Here is a 13960-nt window from a genome sequence, read left to right as displayed (position 1 = left end):
CGCACCCACCCCATACGACAACGTCGGTCTTCAAGACCACAACCAGGTCTTGAAGACCGACGTCACGCACGGCCCCGGATTAACCAACAGCATCCGGTGGGGCGGTCGGGGCGTAGTGAGGGCGGGCCGGAACCCGGTCAGCGGCTTTCGAGCCGGAGGTGGAGATCCCTCTCCTGATCGCCGGAGGCCGTGCAGGTCTCGTGGACGGTGAACATCGTGTCCAGCGTGTGCCGGAACCGGTCGACGGCCCAGTAGCCGCCCTGCACGTCGGCGAGAACCGGCGAGGACAGCCTGACCGGCGAACAGGACTCGGCGTGGGAGTCCGCGACGTCGTAGGTGCCGAGCCACACCATGGGACGGGTCTCATGGAGCTGCTGGGGCACCTCCTCGGGACCTCGGTCGGAGGAGAAACAGTGGCTCAGGGCGTCGAAGACGACCCGGGCGTCCTCCTTGGAGCACCCGCTGATCTCCACCGAGACGGTTTCCGGATGCGACCGCTCCGCGTTCATTTTGATCGCTCCTTTCGTGGCCGCGCTGCGGTGGAACGGGGTACCCCGCCGAACCGCGTCCATCCTCAGGAAAGCACTACTCGCGCGGGAGCACTACGCCGGAGAGCCGGTGTGGGCGCGGTAGAACGTGCGAGCGCGGTAGAACGTAGAACGGAGAGAGGCGGCACTGGGGAACGCGTGCCGTGCGGACGGCAGGAGGCGGTGCGTGGCATGAGTGCAGCCGAGGCTCCCATGGGCGGGAGCGGGGAGACCCCGCGCGGGCCGGTGCGGCCCAGCGGTCTCCTCGACGTGCTGGGTGTGGCCTCGGTGGTGCTGGACCTCCGTGGGCGCGTCGTGCTGTGGAGCCCCCAGGCGGAGGAGCTGTTCGGCTACTCGGCGCGGGAGGCGCTCGGGCAGTACGCGGCCCGCCTGATGGTGCACGAACAGCACATCGAGCTGGTCGGCGAACTCTTCGCCGACGTGCTGCGGACCGGTCAGAGCTGGGCCGGGGGTTTCCCCGTCCGGCACAAGGACGGCAGCACCCGTCTGGTGGAGTTCCGCAACATGCGGCTGCTCGACGACCGGGGCAACGCGTACGCGCTCGGTCTGGCCGCCGACCAGTCGACGGTCCGCCGGCTGGAGCAGGACCTGGCGCTGTCCCAGCGCATGGTGCGGCAGTCGCCGATCGGTCTGGCCGTGCTGGACACCCGGCTGCGGTACGTCTCGGTCAACCCGGCGCTGGAGACGATCAACGGTGTGCCCGCCGCGGAGCACACCGGACGGACCATGCGCGAGGTGGTGCCGCGGCTGGACGCCGACGCGCTGGAGTCCGCGGCCCGCGAGGTCCTGGACACCGGGACGCCCGTCGTCGACCGGTCCACCGTGGGCCGCACCCCTGCCGACCCGGACGAGGACCATGCCTGGTCGGTGTCGCTGTACCGGCTGGAGGACGCCACGGGCACCGTGCTGGGCGTGGCGGCGTCGATGGTGGACACCACCGAGCAGTACCGGGCGGGCGTCGAGGCCGAGGCCGCCCGGCGCCGCCTCGCCGTGATCGCCGACGCCTCGGCCCGGATCGGCACCACGCTGGACCTGGACCGCACCGCCCGGGAACTGGCCGACGTCGCCGTGCCGGAACTCGCCGACGTGGCCGCCGTGGACCTGCTGGACGCAGTCGTCGAGGGCCGCCGCAGCACGCTCGGGCCGGCCGAGCCGGCGCTGATCCGCGCCCTCGCCGTCCGCGCCGAGGGCGGGTCGGACGCCCTGCGCGCCGCCGACCCGCCCGGGCAGATCGCCCGGTACGCGCCCGACCGGCTGGTCACCGAATGCGTACGGACCGGCAGCCCGGTCCTGGTGGCCCAGGTGAAGGACGAGGACCTGCCCCGCATCGCCCGCTCCGCCGAGGCGGCCGTCCTGCTCGGCCGGGCCGGCCTCCACTCGTATCTGGCGGTACCGCTGATCGCGCGTGGGGAGGTGCTCGGCGCCCTTGATCTCAAACGCACGCGGAACCCGGAGCCCTTCGGCGAGGACGACGTGCTGCTCGCGCGGGAACTGGCCGCCCGCGCGGCCGTGCAGATCGACAACGCCCGCTGGTACCAGAACGCCCGCGACACCGCGCTCACCCTGCAGCGCAGTCTGCTGCCCAGCCATCCGCCGGTGACCACCGACCTGGAGGTGGCCTCCCGCTACCAGCCGGCCGGGGCCACCAGCGAGGTCGGCGGCGACTGGTTCGACGTCATCCCCCTGGAGGACGGCAAGACGGCACTGGTCGTGGGGGACGTGATGGGCAGCGGCATCAGCGCCGCCGCGACCATGGGCCGGCTGCGGACCGCGACGACCACGCTGGCCGCGCTCGACCTGGATCCCGCGGCCCTGCTGGAGCACCTCGACAAGACCACCTCCGGGCTCGACCACTCCATCGCGACCTGTGTGTACGCCGTGCACGATCCCCGTCTGCACCAGTGCCGGATCGCCAACGCGGGGCACCTGCCCCCGGTGCGCGTGCGGGCCGGCGGTTCGCCCGAACTGCTGGAACTGCCGACGGGCGTGCCACTGGGTGTCGGGGGCGTGGGCTTCTCCACGGTCACCGTCGACTTCGCCCCGGGGGACGAGCTCGTGTTCTACACCGACGGTCTCGTCGAGACGCGCCGGCACTCGCTCGACGAGCGGCTGGACGCCCTCCTGGCCCTGCTCGACGGACCCGCCCGTCCGCTGGAGGAGGTCTGCGACCTCCTGCTGCGGACGATGCACCACCCCGACAACCACGACGACGTGGCGATCCTCATCGCGCGGGCGCAGGAGCCGGCGTAGGCCCGTGATGGGTGTGTACACCGATCACGACATGGGCGTACAGCTCCTCCGACACGGCCAGACGCGTGGTCAGACCGGCGCGGGCGAAGGCGTCGACGGCCGCCGGGGACTGGTGTTCGCTCGTCTCGACGAGCAGACAGCCGCCGGGGGCGAGCCAGCCGGTAGCCGCCGCGGCGACCCGGCGCAGGACGTCCAGGCCGTCCGGGCCGCCGTCGAGGGCGACCAGGGGTTCGTGCTCGCGTGCCTCCGTGGGCAGGAGTCCGACGTCCGCGGTGGGGACGTAGGGCACGTTGGCCGCGAGGATGCCGACCCGGCCGCGCAGCTCCCCGGGGAGGGCCGCGAACAGGTCGCCCTCGTGGACGTGACCGCCGTAGGGGACGACATTGCGGCGGGCGCAGCGCACCGCGGCGGGGTCGATGTCGGCGGCGTGCAGCTCCACCTGCCCCAGGGCGGCGGCCAGGGCCGCGCCGACCGCGCCCGAACCGCAGCACAGGTCGACGACGACGGCCGCCTGCGGGGCCTGGGCGAGGGCCTGTTCGACGAGGAACTCGGTGCGACGGCGGGGTACGAAGACGCCCGGCTCCACGGCGACCCGCAGCCCGCTGAACTCGGCCCAGCCGAGGACGTGTTCCAGGGGCAGCCCGGCGACGCGCCGGTCCACCATCGTGGCGAGCTCCTCCGGGTCGCGGGCGGTGGCGAGGATCAACTCCGCCTCGTCCTCGGCGAAGACGCAACCGGCGGAGCGCAGCGCCGTGACGACGGCGGCGGGGGAAAAAGGAGGAAGAGGAAAAAGAGGTGACATGGAAGCAGAGAGCCTTTCGACGGACCTGGGGCCGTAGGGCGCTCTCGCGACGCGGTCACCGGTGGCGGTGACCCGTGCCGTCATCAGGAGAGAGCACCCGGGCTGACACAGCGGTAATGGGTCCCACCTCCTCGACAGCCTGCGGCCGGGGACTGTCCTCGGCCGGACGGCAACCTTACCCCAACGCCCCGGACGGCCCGTCGGCCGCGGCGAGTTCACGCCGGTGCGAAACTGCGTGGCGCGTGCTGCGGGGGCCCGCTACGCTCCCCGCGACGACAACCCACTCCGCTTCCGGATCAGGGGTCCCGTACGCGCGAGGTGAGTGCTGACGCTCACTGCGACCGTGTACGGGGATTCCCGGATTTCCCCGCCGCCGTGCCGGGGATCGGGCGGGGGCGTGCGCCGCCGCCGGTGTCGACGTCGACTTCGATCTGCGTTCCGTCACCCGCCGCCACGGCCGTGAACTCGCGGCTCGGCTCCGGGCCGACCTCCGCCGTCTGGCGCCCGACCTGCTGCGCCGGCACGTGCCGAGGGTCGCACCCGACGGGCTGCTGCGTCCGGGGCTGCCCCTGATGCCGGCCCGGTACGTCGGCACAGGACGTGCCGCGGCCGACGCGCCGCATCTGGTGGCCCGGACCCCGCCGGCCTGGACGGACGCCGGTCAGCGGATCGGCCTGGCGCTGTGGGACGCGCGCAGGTCGGACGAGCTGCGGGTCCGCTCCGGTGCCGACCGGCCACCGCACACCGACGGCGGATCCGCCGCAGCCTGAACCGGGAACCTCCTCCACCACTAGTTGTAGAATGCAACCAGAGTGGCGGAGGAGGTACACCCGTGACAGCAGCCGAGACGGCCGTCGAGACGATCCAGCGCGAGATGACCATCTTCGCCCGCCGGGCCCGGGCCTCGGCGGGGCGCATGCATCCGGAGCTGTCACTGGTGTCGTACACGCTGCTCGGGCATCTCGAGGAGGTCGGCGGCTGCCGGGCCACCGACCTGGCCGCGCACTACGCCCTGGACAAGTCCACGGTCAGCCGCCAGGTGGCCGCGCTGGAGCGGGCCCGTCTCATCGAGCGGCGCCTGGACCCGGAGGACCACCGGGTCAGCCTGCTGCACCTCACCGGGGCGGGACAGGAGATCCTCGCCCAGGTCACCCGGCGTCGCCGGGCGGTCTTCCGGGAACGGCTCGCGGGCTGGCCCGAGGAGGACCTGAGGCGCTTCGCCGCGTACCTGGAGCGGTACAACGCGCGGTCCCCGGAGACCGGCGGCGCCGGGTGAGCGGATCTCCAGGTCACGCGACCGGCACTGCCTCCCGGCCGTCGGCGAGCGGGGCGGGTGCCCGGGCCGCGAGGAAGGCGGTGCGGCGGCGGAGCCGGAAGCCGAGCGACTCGTACAGCCGTATGGCACCGGTGTTCTCGGCGCTGGTGTGCAGGAAGGGGGTCTCGCCGCGTTGTCGGATACCGTGCGCGACCGCGAGGATCAGCCGGGTCGCCAGGCCCTCGCCGCGGAAGGCCGGGTCGGTGCAGACCGCGCTGATCTCGGTCCAGCCCGGCGGGTGCAGCCGCTCCCCCGCCATGGCGACCAGCGTGCCCTCGCGCCGGATGCCCAGGTAGGTGCCCAGCTCGACGGTGCGGGGCAGGAAGGGACCCGGCCTGGTCCGTTCGACCAGGTCGAGCATCTCGGGTACGTCGGCGGGGCCGAGGCGGACCGCCTCCGCGTCCGGTGCGGTGGCCAGTCCGTCGTCGACCAGCTGGACGCCGTCGATCCGGAACGTGATCTCCCAGCCGTCCGGGACCTCTCCCCGGAAGCCGGGCAGCGGCACCTCGGCACCCGGTCCGGCCAGCGCCGCGAGGTCCGCCCAGTCGTCGGCGTCGGGTTCGTCGGGCAGGGCCAGCCACGGGGACACGTCGACGGGGTAGCGCAGGACCCGGCCGCGCCGCTCGGCGAAGTGGGCGTGCGGGCCGGTCAGTGAGGCGAGGGCGGGGTTGTCGAGGACGGCCTGGCCCACGGTGCTCATCGGACGACCTCGATCACGATCTTGCCGCGCGCGTGCCCGCCCTCGACGGCGCGCAGGGCCTCCCCGGCCCGTTCCAGCGGGAAGGTACCGGTGACGTGCGGGTTCAGGTCGCCCTTGATCACGAGTTCGGCCACCGCCTCCAGGACGGCCGCGGTGCGGGCGCGGGCCACCCGGGCGCCACCGAGGTCCGCGACGGTCCGCTCCGGGGCGCCCGCGGTGATCAGCTTCGACCTGTCGGTGAGCAGCCCGGCCGCCTCGGCCAGCACCTCGCCGCCGACCAGGTCGTACACGCCGTCGACCCCGTCGGGCGCGGCAGACCGCACCCGGTGGGTCAGGCCCGGCCCGGAAGACACGTGCACGGCGCCCAGCGACCGCACGAACTCCTTCTTGCCCTCGCTCGCCACGCCCACGACCCGCACCCCGAGAGCGCGGGCGATCTGCACGGCGGCGGCCCCGACCCCGCCGCCGGCGCCGGTGATCAGCAGGGTCGCGCCCGCGGGCAGACCGAGCTGGTGCACACCGTCGTAGGCGGTGGCGGCGGCGACCGGCAGGGTGGCGGCGTCGGCGAAGGAGAGCCCGGCCGGCTTGTGCGCGGTCACCTCGACCGGCAGCAGTGCGTACTCGGCGTATCCGCCGGCGACGGTGTTGCCGAAGACCTCGTCCCCGGCGGCGAAACCGCTCACTCCCTCCCCGGTCGCCTCGACGATGCCGGAGACCTCGTTGCCGAACACGGCCGGGAACACCCGGTCGCCGCTCTCCCCGGGGCGGCGGAAGCCGGTGCGCAGTTTCCAGTCGACCGGGTTCACGCCCGCCGCGCGGACGGCGACCAGGAGCTGACCGGGGCCGGGGCTCGGCCGGTCGACGTCCACGAGTGCCTCGGTCTCCGGTCCGCCGTACCGTGTGAAGACGTACGCCTTGGGCATCTTCTGCTTCCTCACTCTCCTTCGCGCTGCCGACGCCAGGACACCGGCGTCGGCACTCAGCGGCAAGGAGTGGCGCGCGAGGGCTATTCCCGGGCCCGTGCGGAGTTCAGCAGAGTTCATACGGCCGCAATGATCGGCGGGACGGGTCCCGTGGGCGTCCAGCGCCGCTGTAGGGGGCTTTGCCACCCTCACTTCGGTGTGCCTGGCTCAAGTGGTGGTCCGCGAGGTGAGCGAGCTGGGCCGTACGGGGTACGAGAGCGATGTGGACGCTCGCATGCGTGCGACGTGCGCGGGGAGGAACGAGCCGGCTCCGGCGAAGACCGGCCCGCCCTTCTGCTCGGGTGACGGCGAGGAGGTCGAGATGCGGACCCGGGTGCGCGGATGGCGCTGGCGGCGCAATCCGCTACGACGCCGGTCGGACGTCGTGGAGGCGTGGACGGTACTGGCCGTCGCCGTACTGCTGCTGGTGGGCGCGCCGCTGGCCGGAGCGCTGGCGGGGCTGTGGGCCCATGACGAGGCGCGGACGGTGGCCACGGCACAGCGTGCCGAACGCCACCGCGTCCGAGCCGAGGTGATCGGCGAAGCGCCCGAGCAGCTGCCCTCGGTGGGCGACCGGCACGCCTACCTGACCACCGTGCGCTGGACGGAGCCCGGCGGGGAGACCCGTACGGTGTCGGCGCGGGTTCCGGCGGGGGCACGGCAGGGGGACGTGGTGGACGTGTGGTTCGACTCCCGGGGCCGCAGCGTCGCACCGCCGCCGAACGACGTCGCGGTCTGGCAGCACACCGTCGGCATCGGCCTGTGCGTGGCGGGCGGCGCGGCGGCCGTGGTCCTCCTCGGCCACGGCATCGCCCACCGCGTGTCGCTGCGGCACCGCATGGACGAGTGGGAGCGGGAGTGGGCCCGCACGGGGCCGGACTGGACCCGGCGGAGGGCCTGACTCGGGCTCGGGCACCGACGCGTGGGCCTGGCGGGTCCTCCGACCACCCACGTACGGTGTGATCATCCGCACGCTCTCACTCAAAGGCGGTTGTTGATGGCCCTGTTCGACCTGCCCCTCGACGAACTCCGCACGTACCGCAGTGAGTCCGACGCGCCCGAGGACTTCGACGCCTTCTGGTCCAAGACCCTCCAGGAGGCTCGCGAGTACGACCTCGACGCCCGCTTCGAACCGGTCGACACCGGACTGTCTACGGTTTCGGTGTACGACGTGACGTTCGCCGGATTCGGCGGCCACCCGGTGAAGGGCTGGCTGACCCTGCCCGCCGGTGCCGAGGAGCCGCTGCCGCTGGTGGTGGAGTTCCTGGGGTACGGCGGCGGGCGCGGGCTGCCCCACGAGCACCTGCTGTGGGCGTCGACCGGCCGGGCGCACTTCGTGATGGACACCCGCGGCCAGGGCAGCGCCTGGGGCGGCGGGGGCGGCACCGCCGACCCGGTGGGCGGCTCGCCCGCGTACCCGGGCTTCATGACGCGCGGCGTCGACGCCCCCGAGAACTACTACTACCGGCGGGTGTTCACGGACGCGGTACGCGCGGTCGAGGCTGCCCGCTCGCACCCGCTGACCGACGCGGCGCGGACCGTGGCGACCGGCGGCAGCCAGGGCGGCGGCATCGCCCTCGCGGTGGGCGGCCTAGTCCCGGACCTGTTGGCTGTCGCCCCGGACGTGCCGTTCCTGTGTGACTTCCCGCGGGCGGTGACCCTGACCGACCGCCACCCGTACCGGGAGATCGGCCTCTACCTCCAGACGCACCGGGGCCGCACCGAGGACGTCCTGCGCACGCTGTCCTACTTCGACGGCGTGCACTTCGCGGCCCGCGGCGGGGCGCCCGCCCTGTTCTCGACGGCCCTGGAGGACCAGACCTGCCCGCCGTCGACGGTCTTCGCGGCGTTCAACGCCTGGACGGGCGACGACAAGGAGATCGAGGTCTACGACTTCAACGACCACGAGGGCGGTGGCCCGTACCAGCAGGCGGCCAAACTGCGGTGGCTGCGCTCGTACGCCTGAGCCGCCACGCCCCATCGCTTGCCCCGGGCCGCAGTGTCGCGGCCCGGGCTCGTGCTACGGGTGCACGGTGCCGACGGCGGGGTGAGGGCCGCTGCGCGCCACCACGAGCCGGGCGCGGGGGCTGCCGTCCGGGCGCCGCCCGAACCCGGGCAGGGTGTGCAGGTCCACCACGAACCCGGCGCGCTCCAGTTCCCTCAGCAGGTCCCCGAACCGGACGGCGCGGTAGTACATGACGAACGGCGGACGCCACACGGCGTTGCGCACCCGCATCACCATGTCGAAGCCGAGCAGCATCCAGTAGCCGAGGGACGACGGCCGGGGCGGGGCCATGACGGGGAACGCGAACCGGCCGCCCGGGCGCAGCACCGAGTGCACCTGGGCGAACAGACCGGGCAGTTCGCGGGGCAGGAAGTGGCCGAGCGCCCCGAAGCTGACGACCAGGTCGAAGGCGGGACCGAAGGGCAGGGCACGGGCGTCGGCGCGGACCAGCCGGACGGATGCGCCGGTCCGCCCGCGCGCCTCGGCGAGCATGCCCGCGCTGAAGTCGACGCCGGTGACGCTTCCCCGGCACACCTCGGCGAGGACGTCGAGGCCGGCGCCGGTGCCGCAGCACAGATCCAGCCCGTCCTCGTAGGGCGCCGTCCGCCGCAGCGCCGCGGCCACCGCGTCGAGTACCGGGCCGGGAGTGCGGAAGGGGGTGTGGTCGAACTTCGGGGCGAGCAGGTCGTAGCCGCGCTCGACCGACGAGAGCGCCTGGACGGCGAGTTCACGCAGCGTGGGCCCTTCGGGGCTGAACATCCGGGTCAGCCTAGGGCAACGCGCTGCTTCAGGATCGCCAGCACCCGCTCGCACCAGCGGATGTTCTCCTCCTCGAAGGCGATGCCGGCCATCAGGGTCAGGAACGGGCCGATGCGGTCGCCCTCGCTCAGGTACTCGTCCTCGGTACGGCCGTCGAGGAGACGGTCGCGCGTACGCAGATAGCGGTCGAGTTTGCCGCGCGCCCAGGACATGCGCTCCTCGACCAGATCGCGGGTGACGGCCGGGTCCACGCCGTCCATCGCCTGGACCTTGATGAGGAGTTCGTCCCGGAGGGCAGTGGGCCTGCGGGGCGGCTCGGCGGCGAAGGACCGCAGGTCCGCGCGCCCCGCCTCCGTGAGGGTGAACATCCGCTTGTTGGGCCGCCGCTCCTGCTGCACCACCCGGGCCGCGACCAGACCGTCCGCCGCGAGCCGCTCCAGCTCGCGGTAGAGCTGCTGCGGGGTCGCCGGCCAGAAGTTGGCCAGGGAGACGTCGAAGACCTTGGACAGTTCGTAGCCCGAGGCCTCACCCTCCAGGAGCGCGGCCAGGACGGCGTACTTCAGCGACATGTGGACACGGTAACAGCGGGTGTTTATTCTCGTCAGCACCTATTCAATTAATTGACTATGAGGTGGTCCGATGCGTGCGTTCCGCGAGGCGGTCGAGGCGGGCGACATGGACGCAGTGGAGGCGCTCCTGGCCGAGGACGTCGTCTTCACCAGTCCGGTCGCGTTCAAGTCGTACCCGGGCAAGGCGATCACGGCGGCGATCCTGCGCGGGGTCGCACGGGTCTTCGAGGACTTCCGGTACGAGCGGGAGCTCACCGGCGGCGACGGGCGCGACCACGCACTGGTCTTCGCCACCCGGGTCGGCGACCGCGAGCTGACCGGCTGCGACTTCATCCATCTGAACGAGGACGGCCTGATCGACGAACTGACGGTCATGGTACGGCCGTTGTCGGGCGCGCAGGCGCTGGCGGCGGCGATGGGCGCGCAGTTCGAGGAGATCGCGAAGGAGGCGGAGGCCCGGTCGGCCTCCGCCTCCTGACGTCGGACTGGGTCAGCCCTTGAGGTTCTCCAAGGTCGCCTTCGTGTCCGTCTTCAGCCAGTCGGTCACCTCGGCGAGCTGCGGAGGGTCCTTGTCCTTGTCGTACGAGGACAGATAGGCGCTGTAGCTCATGGTGTACGTCATCCAGCCGTCCCGTACGGCCAGCGTGGCGTACCGGGAGCCGCTGGAGGAGCCGCTGGTGGTGTCCTCGGTGACGAGGTAGGCCTCGTCACCGATGCCGCTCACGGCCTCCACGTCGTAACCGGAGTGGCTGTCGTCGTAGTTCTTCCAGGTGGCCGTGAACTCCGGCCCGGGGTCGGTCTTCTTGTGCAGGTCCACCTGGGTGGTCAGGTAGGCGTCCGCGTAGCTCGAACCGGTCTTCTTCAGGCTGAGGCTGCAGTAGCCCTCGTCGAGGGCGGCGGCCTTCAGGGAGTTGTGGGCCGGGGCGGTGTCGTTCTCCGGGTACTCGTCCTTGAAGGAGGAGTAGTCACCGCCCGAGCAGAGGTTCGAGGGCGCGGAGTAACCGCGCAGGTCCGCGCCGTCCTTGGCGCCGACCACGAAGACCCCGACCGCCCAGGCCGCGGACGCCACCACGGCGCCCACCGCGGCCCAGAGAACCGCCCGTCCGACGCCACTGTCGCCGCCGCCGGGCGGCGGGGCCGGCACGGGACCGTAAGGGCCCTGCTGCACATACGGATTGCCGGGCTGCGGTTGCGGCGGACCGCCCGGCTGCGGCTGGGCCGGCTGGCCGACCATGGTCGGCTGGGCGTAGAAGCCCTGGGCCGGGAGCGTCGGGGACGCCGGGGGCGGGAATCCGGCCGGCCCGACGGGCGGCGGCGACTGCGGTGCCGGATAGGGGTACGCGGTGGGCTGACCGGGTGCTTCCGACGGCTGGTCGGGGTGCTGCGGCGGCGTGGACATGACGTGAAGATAGAGCATGTGGCCGGTCAAGTCCCGCCCCGTCCGGGATCGTTATGGTCTGGGGACATCTGGTGCGGACCGGTGACGGCACGGGTGAGGCCGGGGTGTTCACCCGTGCCCCACCGATGCCGCCGGTCTCACGCCGCCCGCATCGACGATGGCGAGCGGGCCGGCGGCCACCTCCAGCCTCGCGTCCACGCCGTTGGCGGTCATCGCGTGGGGTACGGCGTTCCGAACGCCGCGGGCGGGCGCACGGGGAATGGATCCGGTCGACGCCATGTTGACGGACGCGGGACCACTGGTACAGTGCGATCAGCACCGAGGCGCGACCTCTGTTCGGCGCCGGTGCCGGTTCCCTTTCGTTCAGCCGCTTCGCCCGTCGCTCTCCGACCGGCACACCGGCTTCTCCGCACCACCTCGTGAGCAGGGCTTCCGTGCCCCTGGCGCGTCGTTCCCCCAGCCACCCGAGGTGCTGCTCCCACCGCCGAGGCGTGTTCCTGCGCCCCTCCCGCGCGGTCCGATCCCCCCATGCCTTTTTCCCACCGTCCGGAAGGACCCCATGACCACCACGATCGAACACCCTGCCGCACGACAGCGGCCTCAGGCCGACCAGCTCGTCACCGGTGTCCTCGACATCGACGCGCACGGGAAGGGGCACCTGCGCGCCGAGAGCTGCCTGCCCTCGCCCGCCGACCCCCAGGTCTCCCCCGCTCTGATCCGGCGCCACGGCCTGCGCCGGGGCGACCTCGTCGAGGGCGTCCGCGGAGAGCGGCGCGCACTGACCGACGTGGCTCGCGTGGGCGGACGCACCCCGGGTGCGCTGCGCGGACGCCGCCACTTCCGTGACCTGACTCCGCTGCACCCGCGCGAGCGCATCCGGCTGGAGCACCCGGCGTCCGGCCTCGCCGGACGACTCGCCGACCTGTTCACGCCCGTCGGCAAGGGCCAGCGCGGGCTGATCGTGGCCCCGCCGAAGACCGGCAAGACCGTGCTGCTCCAGCAGATCGCCGCCGCCGTCGCGGGCAACCACCCCGAGTGCCGGCTGATGGTGGTGCTGCTCGACGAGCGCCCCGAGGAGGTCACCGACATGCGGCGCTCCGTACGCGGCGAGGTGTACGCCTCGACCTTCGACCGGCCGGCCAAGGAACACACCGCGCTGGCGGAACTCGTGATCGAGCGTGCCAAGCGGCTCGTCGAGGACGGCGAGGACGTCGTCATCCTGCTCGACTCCCTGACCCGGCTGTGCCGGGCCCACAACAACGCGGCCTCCGCCGGCGGCCGCACCCTCAGCGGCGGTGTCGACGCGGGCGCGCTGCTCGGCCCCAAGCGGTTCTTCGGCGCGGCGCGGAACGCCGAGGAGGGCGGCTCGCTCACCATCCTCGCCACCGCGCTGGTGGACACCGGCTCCCGCGCCGACGGCCTGTTCTTCGAGGAGCTGAAGAGCACCGGCAACATGGAGCTCCGCCTGGACCGGGAACTGGCCTCCCACCGGCTGTTCCCGGCCGTCGACCTGGACCAGTCCGGCACCCGCCGCGAGGAACTCCTGCTGTCCCCGGCCGAATCGACCGTCGTACGGGGCCTGCGCCGCGCACTGCGGTCGCGGGACGGCGGTCCGGCGAACCTGGAGACCCTGCTGCGGCGGCTGCGCGAGACCCCCGACAACGCGACGTTCCTGCGGCGGGTCCTGCCGACGCTGCCGGCCGACTGACCCGCGTGCGGCATCCGGGTTGCTCCCCGGCGCCCTCCGGCCCGGGCAACGCGGTCCACGGCACCTCCGTTCCTACGTTGATTCATATGATGATCGGACTCTCTTCCCGGGTGGCCGCCTCGACCTGCGCCCTGTGTGCGGCGGGCGTGCTCGCGCTGATGCCGGCGGTGGCGGATCCCGCCCCGCCCGGCCGGCCGGGGGCGGCGGTCCCGCAGCCGTCGCTCCTGTACCGCTCCGGCACCCAGGTCCGGCCGCACCCCGGGGCGCCCGGGGTGCCGTACGTCTCCGCGCTGTCGTGGCTGGTGGCCGACGCCGGCAGCGGCGAGGTGCTGGCCGCGTCCGACGCGCACCGCCCGCTGCCGCCCGCCAGCACGCTGAAGACACTGTTCGCCCTGACCGTGCTGCCGTCCCTGCCCGGCGGCACCCGGCACACCGTCGACGCCAGGGAACTGGCGGACGTCGGCGAGGGCAGCAGCCTCGTCGGGGTCGTCGAGGGCCACACGTACCGGGTGGCCGACCTGTGGCGGGGAGTCTTCCTCAGCTCCGGCAACGACGCCGTGCACGTCCTGGCCTCGCTCGGCGGCGGCTGGGAGGCCACCGCGGCCCGGATGCAGTCCAGGGCCCGTGCGCTCGGCGCCCTGGACACCAAGGTGGTCTCGCCGGACGGCTACGACATGCCCGGCCAGGTGTCGTCGGCGTACGACCTGGCGGTCTTCGGCCGCGCCGGACTGCGCAACCGTGACTTCGCCCGGTACTGCTCCACCGCCGAGGCCCGGTTCCCCGGTGACGACGGCGGGTCGTACGGCATCGAGAACACCAACCGGCTGCTGACCGGCGAGGACGGCGTGGAGCCGTACCCCGGCCTGATCGGCATCAAGAACGGCTACACCAGCAACGCCGGCAACACGCTCGTCGCCGCGGCGCGCCGGGGCGGACGCACGCT

General features: G+C 73.0%; 15 protein-coding genes and 1 pseudogene. 8 read left to right on the top strand and 8 right to left on the bottom strand.

Going from position 1 to position 13960, the window contains the following annotated elements:
• Nucleotides 1–137: 137 nt before the first annotated feature.
• Nucleotides 138–509, bottom strand: a complete 372-nt coding sequence (locus ACFYZQ_RS14220) for a hypothetical protein (RefSeq protein WP_389146191.1) — start codon at nt 507–509, stop codon at nt 138–140.
• Nucleotides 510–719: 210 nt separating this feature from the next.
• Here ACFYZQ_RS14220 and ACFYZQ_RS14215 point away from each other — a divergent pair, with 210 nt between their 5' ends.
• Nucleotides 720–2798, top strand: coding sequence for a SpoIIE family protein phosphatase (locus ACFYZQ_RS14215; RefSeq protein ID WP_389146188.1), 2079 nt, complete (start codon nt 720–722; stop codon nt 2796–2798).
• Here ACFYZQ_RS14215 and ACFYZQ_RS14210 read toward each other — a convergent pair.
• The gene (locus tag ACFYZQ_RS14210; RefSeq protein WP_389146185.1) at nt 2770–3600 is read right to left on the bottom strand and encodes a putative protein N(5)-glutamine methyltransferase; all 831 of its coding nucleotides are present in this window, start codon (nt 3598–3600) and stop codon (nt 2770–2772) included. The two genes, ACFYZQ_RS14215 and ACFYZQ_RS14210, sit on opposite strands and share 29 nt — an antisense overlap.
• Before the next feature lie 332 nt (nt 3601–3932).
• Nucleotides 3933–4124: a hypothetical protein gene (locus tag ACFYZQ_RS14205; protein ID WP_389146182.1), complete on the bottom strand. Its 192-nt coding sequence runs from the start codon at nt 4122–4124 to the stop codon at nt 3933–3935.
• Between ACFYZQ_RS14205 and ACFYZQ_RS14200 the strand changes: the two genes are divergently transcribed.
• Complete coding sequence (locus ACFYZQ_RS14200) at nt 4125–4370, top strand: hypothetical protein (protein WP_389146180.1); 246 nt, start codon at nt 4125–4127, stop codon at nt 4368–4370.
• A 104-nt stretch (nt 4371–4474) separates the two neighbouring features.
• On the top strand, nt 4475–4876 hold the full coding sequence (locus tag ACFYZQ_RS14195) for a MarR family winged helix-turn-helix transcriptional regulator (protein WP_389146271.1): 402 nt from the start codon (nt 4475–4477) through the stop codon (nt 4874–4876).
• A gap of 13 nt (nt 4877–4889) precedes the next feature.
• On the opposite strand, the gene ACFYZQ_RS14190 is transcribed toward ACFYZQ_RS14195, so the two are convergent.
• Together ACFYZQ_RS14190 and ACFYZQ_RS14185 are read right to left on the bottom strand one after the other, a co-directional pair.
• Nucleotides 4890–5615: a GNAT family N-acetyltransferase gene (locus tag ACFYZQ_RS14190; protein WP_389146177.1), complete on the bottom strand. Its 726-nt coding sequence runs from the start codon at nt 5613–5615 to the stop codon at nt 4890–4892.
• On the bottom strand, nt 5612–6538 hold the full coding sequence (locus tag ACFYZQ_RS14185; RefSeq protein ID WP_389146268.1) for an NADP-dependent oxidoreductase: 927 nt from the start codon (nt 6536–6538) through the stop codon (nt 5612–5614). Before ACFYZQ_RS14185 ends, ACFYZQ_RS14190 begins: the two co-directional genes overlap by 4 nt.
• Before the next feature lie 361 nt (nt 6539–6899).
• On the opposite strand from ACFYZQ_RS14185, the gene ACFYZQ_RS14180 reads away from it, so the two are divergent.
• Nucleotides 6900–7478, top strand: a complete 579-nt coding sequence (locus ACFYZQ_RS14180; RefSeq protein ID WP_389146265.1) for a hypothetical protein — start codon at nt 6900–6902, stop codon at nt 7476–7478.
• Between the two features lie 96 nt (nt 7479–7574).
• Nucleotides 7575–8543 carry an acetylxylan esterase gene (locus ACFYZQ_RS14175; RefSeq protein ID WP_389146174.1) on the top strand — a complete coding sequence of 323 codons (969 nt, stop codon included), beginning with the start codon at nt 7575–7577 and terminating at the stop codon, nt 8541–8543.
• Between the two features lie 54 nt (nt 8544–8597).
• On the opposite strand, the gene ACFYZQ_RS14170 is transcribed toward ACFYZQ_RS14175, so the two are convergent.
• Together ACFYZQ_RS14170 and ACFYZQ_RS14165 are read right to left on the bottom strand one after the other, a co-directional pair.
• Nucleotides 8598–9341, bottom strand: coding sequence for a class I SAM-dependent methyltransferase (locus ACFYZQ_RS14170; RefSeq protein WP_389146172.1), 744 nt, complete (start codon nt 9339–9341; stop codon nt 8598–8600).
• A gap of 5 nt (nt 9342–9346) precedes the next feature.
• The gene (locus ACFYZQ_RS14165; RefSeq protein WP_389146169.1) at nt 9347–9910 is read right to left on the bottom strand and encodes a PadR family transcriptional regulator; all 564 of its coding nucleotides are present in this window, start codon (nt 9908–9910) and stop codon (nt 9347–9349) included.
• A 70-nt stretch (nt 9911–9980) separates the two neighbouring features.
• Here ACFYZQ_RS14165 and ACFYZQ_RS14160 point away from each other — a divergent pair, with 70 nt between their 5' ends.
• Nucleotides 9981–10388, top strand: a complete 408-nt coding sequence (locus tag ACFYZQ_RS14160) for a nuclear transport factor 2 family protein (protein ID WP_389146166.1) — start codon at nt 9981–9983, stop codon at nt 10386–10388.
• 12 nt (nt 10389–10400) lie between these two features.
• On the opposite strand, the gene ACFYZQ_RS14155 is transcribed toward ACFYZQ_RS14160, so the two are convergent.
• On the bottom strand, nt 10401–11309 hold the full coding sequence (locus ACFYZQ_RS14155) for a hypothetical protein (protein ID WP_389146163.1): 909 nt from the start codon (nt 11307–11309) through the stop codon (nt 10401–10403).
• 559 nt (nt 11310–11868) lie between these two features.
• Here ACFYZQ_RS14155 and rho point away from each other — a divergent pair.
• Entirely contained in the window at nt 11869–13017 is a 1149-nt protein-coding gene (gene rho, locus ACFYZQ_RS14150; RefSeq protein ID WP_389146161.1) for a transcription termination factor Rho, read from the top strand.
• Between the two features lie 86 nt (nt 13018–13103).
• Nucleotides 13104–13922, top strand: a pseudogene (locus ACFYZQ_RS14145) (D-alanyl-D-alanine carboxypeptidase family protein); the annotation flags it as partial.
• Between the last annotated feature and the right edge of the window lie 38 nt (nt 13923–13960).

Origin of the sequence: Streptomyces sp. NPDC001843, from assembly GCF_042891955.1 — a bacterium.
GTDB lineage: Bacteria > Actinomycetota > Actinomycetes > Streptomycetales > Streptomycetaceae > Streptomyces.
The sequence above is the reverse complement of the archived record's forward strand: the minus strand, read 5'-3'. Positions and strand labels throughout refer to the sequence as shown.

Excerpts from the sequence above, each read along its gene's own strand:
- ACFYZQ_RS14220 (WP_389146191.1), bottom strand. The coding sequence starts at position 509 with ATGAACGCGGAGCGGTCGCATCCGGAAACCGTCTCGGTGGAGATCAGC.
- ACFYZQ_RS14215 (WP_389146188.1), top strand. The coding sequence starts at position 720 with ATGAGTGCAGCCGAGGCTCCCATGGGCGGGAGCGGGGAGACCCCGCGC.
- ACFYZQ_RS14210 (WP_389146185.1), bottom strand. The coding sequence starts at position 3,600 with ATGTCACCTCTTTTTCCTCTTCCTCCTTTTTCCCCCGCCGCCGTCGTC.
- ACFYZQ_RS14195 (WP_389146271.1), top strand. The coding sequence starts at position 4,475 with ATGACCATCTTCGCCCGCCGGGCCCGGGCCTCGGCGGGGCGCATGCAT.
- ACFYZQ_RS14190 (WP_389146177.1), bottom strand. The coding sequence starts at position 5,615 with ATGAGCACCGTGGGCCAGGCCGTCCTCGACAACCCCGCCCTCGCCTCA.
- ACFYZQ_RS14185 (WP_389146268.1), bottom strand. The coding sequence starts at position 6,538 with ATGCCCAAGGCGTACGTCTTCACACGGTACGGCGGACCGGAGACCGAG.
- ACFYZQ_RS14180 (WP_389146265.1), top strand. The coding sequence starts at position 6,900 with ATGCGGACCCGGGTGCGCGGATGGCGCTGGCGGCGCAATCCGCTACGA.
- ACFYZQ_RS14175 (WP_389146174.1), top strand. The coding sequence starts at position 7,575 with ATGGCCCTGTTCGACCTGCCCCTCGACGAACTCCGCACGTACCGCAGT.
- ACFYZQ_RS14170 (WP_389146172.1), bottom strand. The coding sequence starts at position 9,341 with ATGTTCAGCCCCGAAGGGCCCACGCTGCGTGAACTCGCCGTCCAGGCG.
- ACFYZQ_RS14165 (WP_389146169.1), bottom strand. The coding sequence starts at position 9,910 with ATGTCGCTGAAGTACGCCGTCCTGGCCGCGCTCCTGGAGGGTGAGGCC.
- ACFYZQ_RS14160 (WP_389146166.1), top strand. The coding sequence starts at position 9,981 with ATGCGTGCGTTCCGCGAGGCGGTCGAGGCGGGCGACATGGACGCAGTG.
- ACFYZQ_RS14155 (WP_389146163.1), bottom strand. The coding sequence starts at position 11,309 with ATGTCCACGCCGCCGCAGCACCCCGACCAGCCGTCGGAAGCACCCGGT.
- rho (WP_389146161.1), top strand. The coding sequence starts at position 11,869 with ATGACCACCACGATCGAACACCCTGCCGCACGACAGCGGCCTCAGGCC.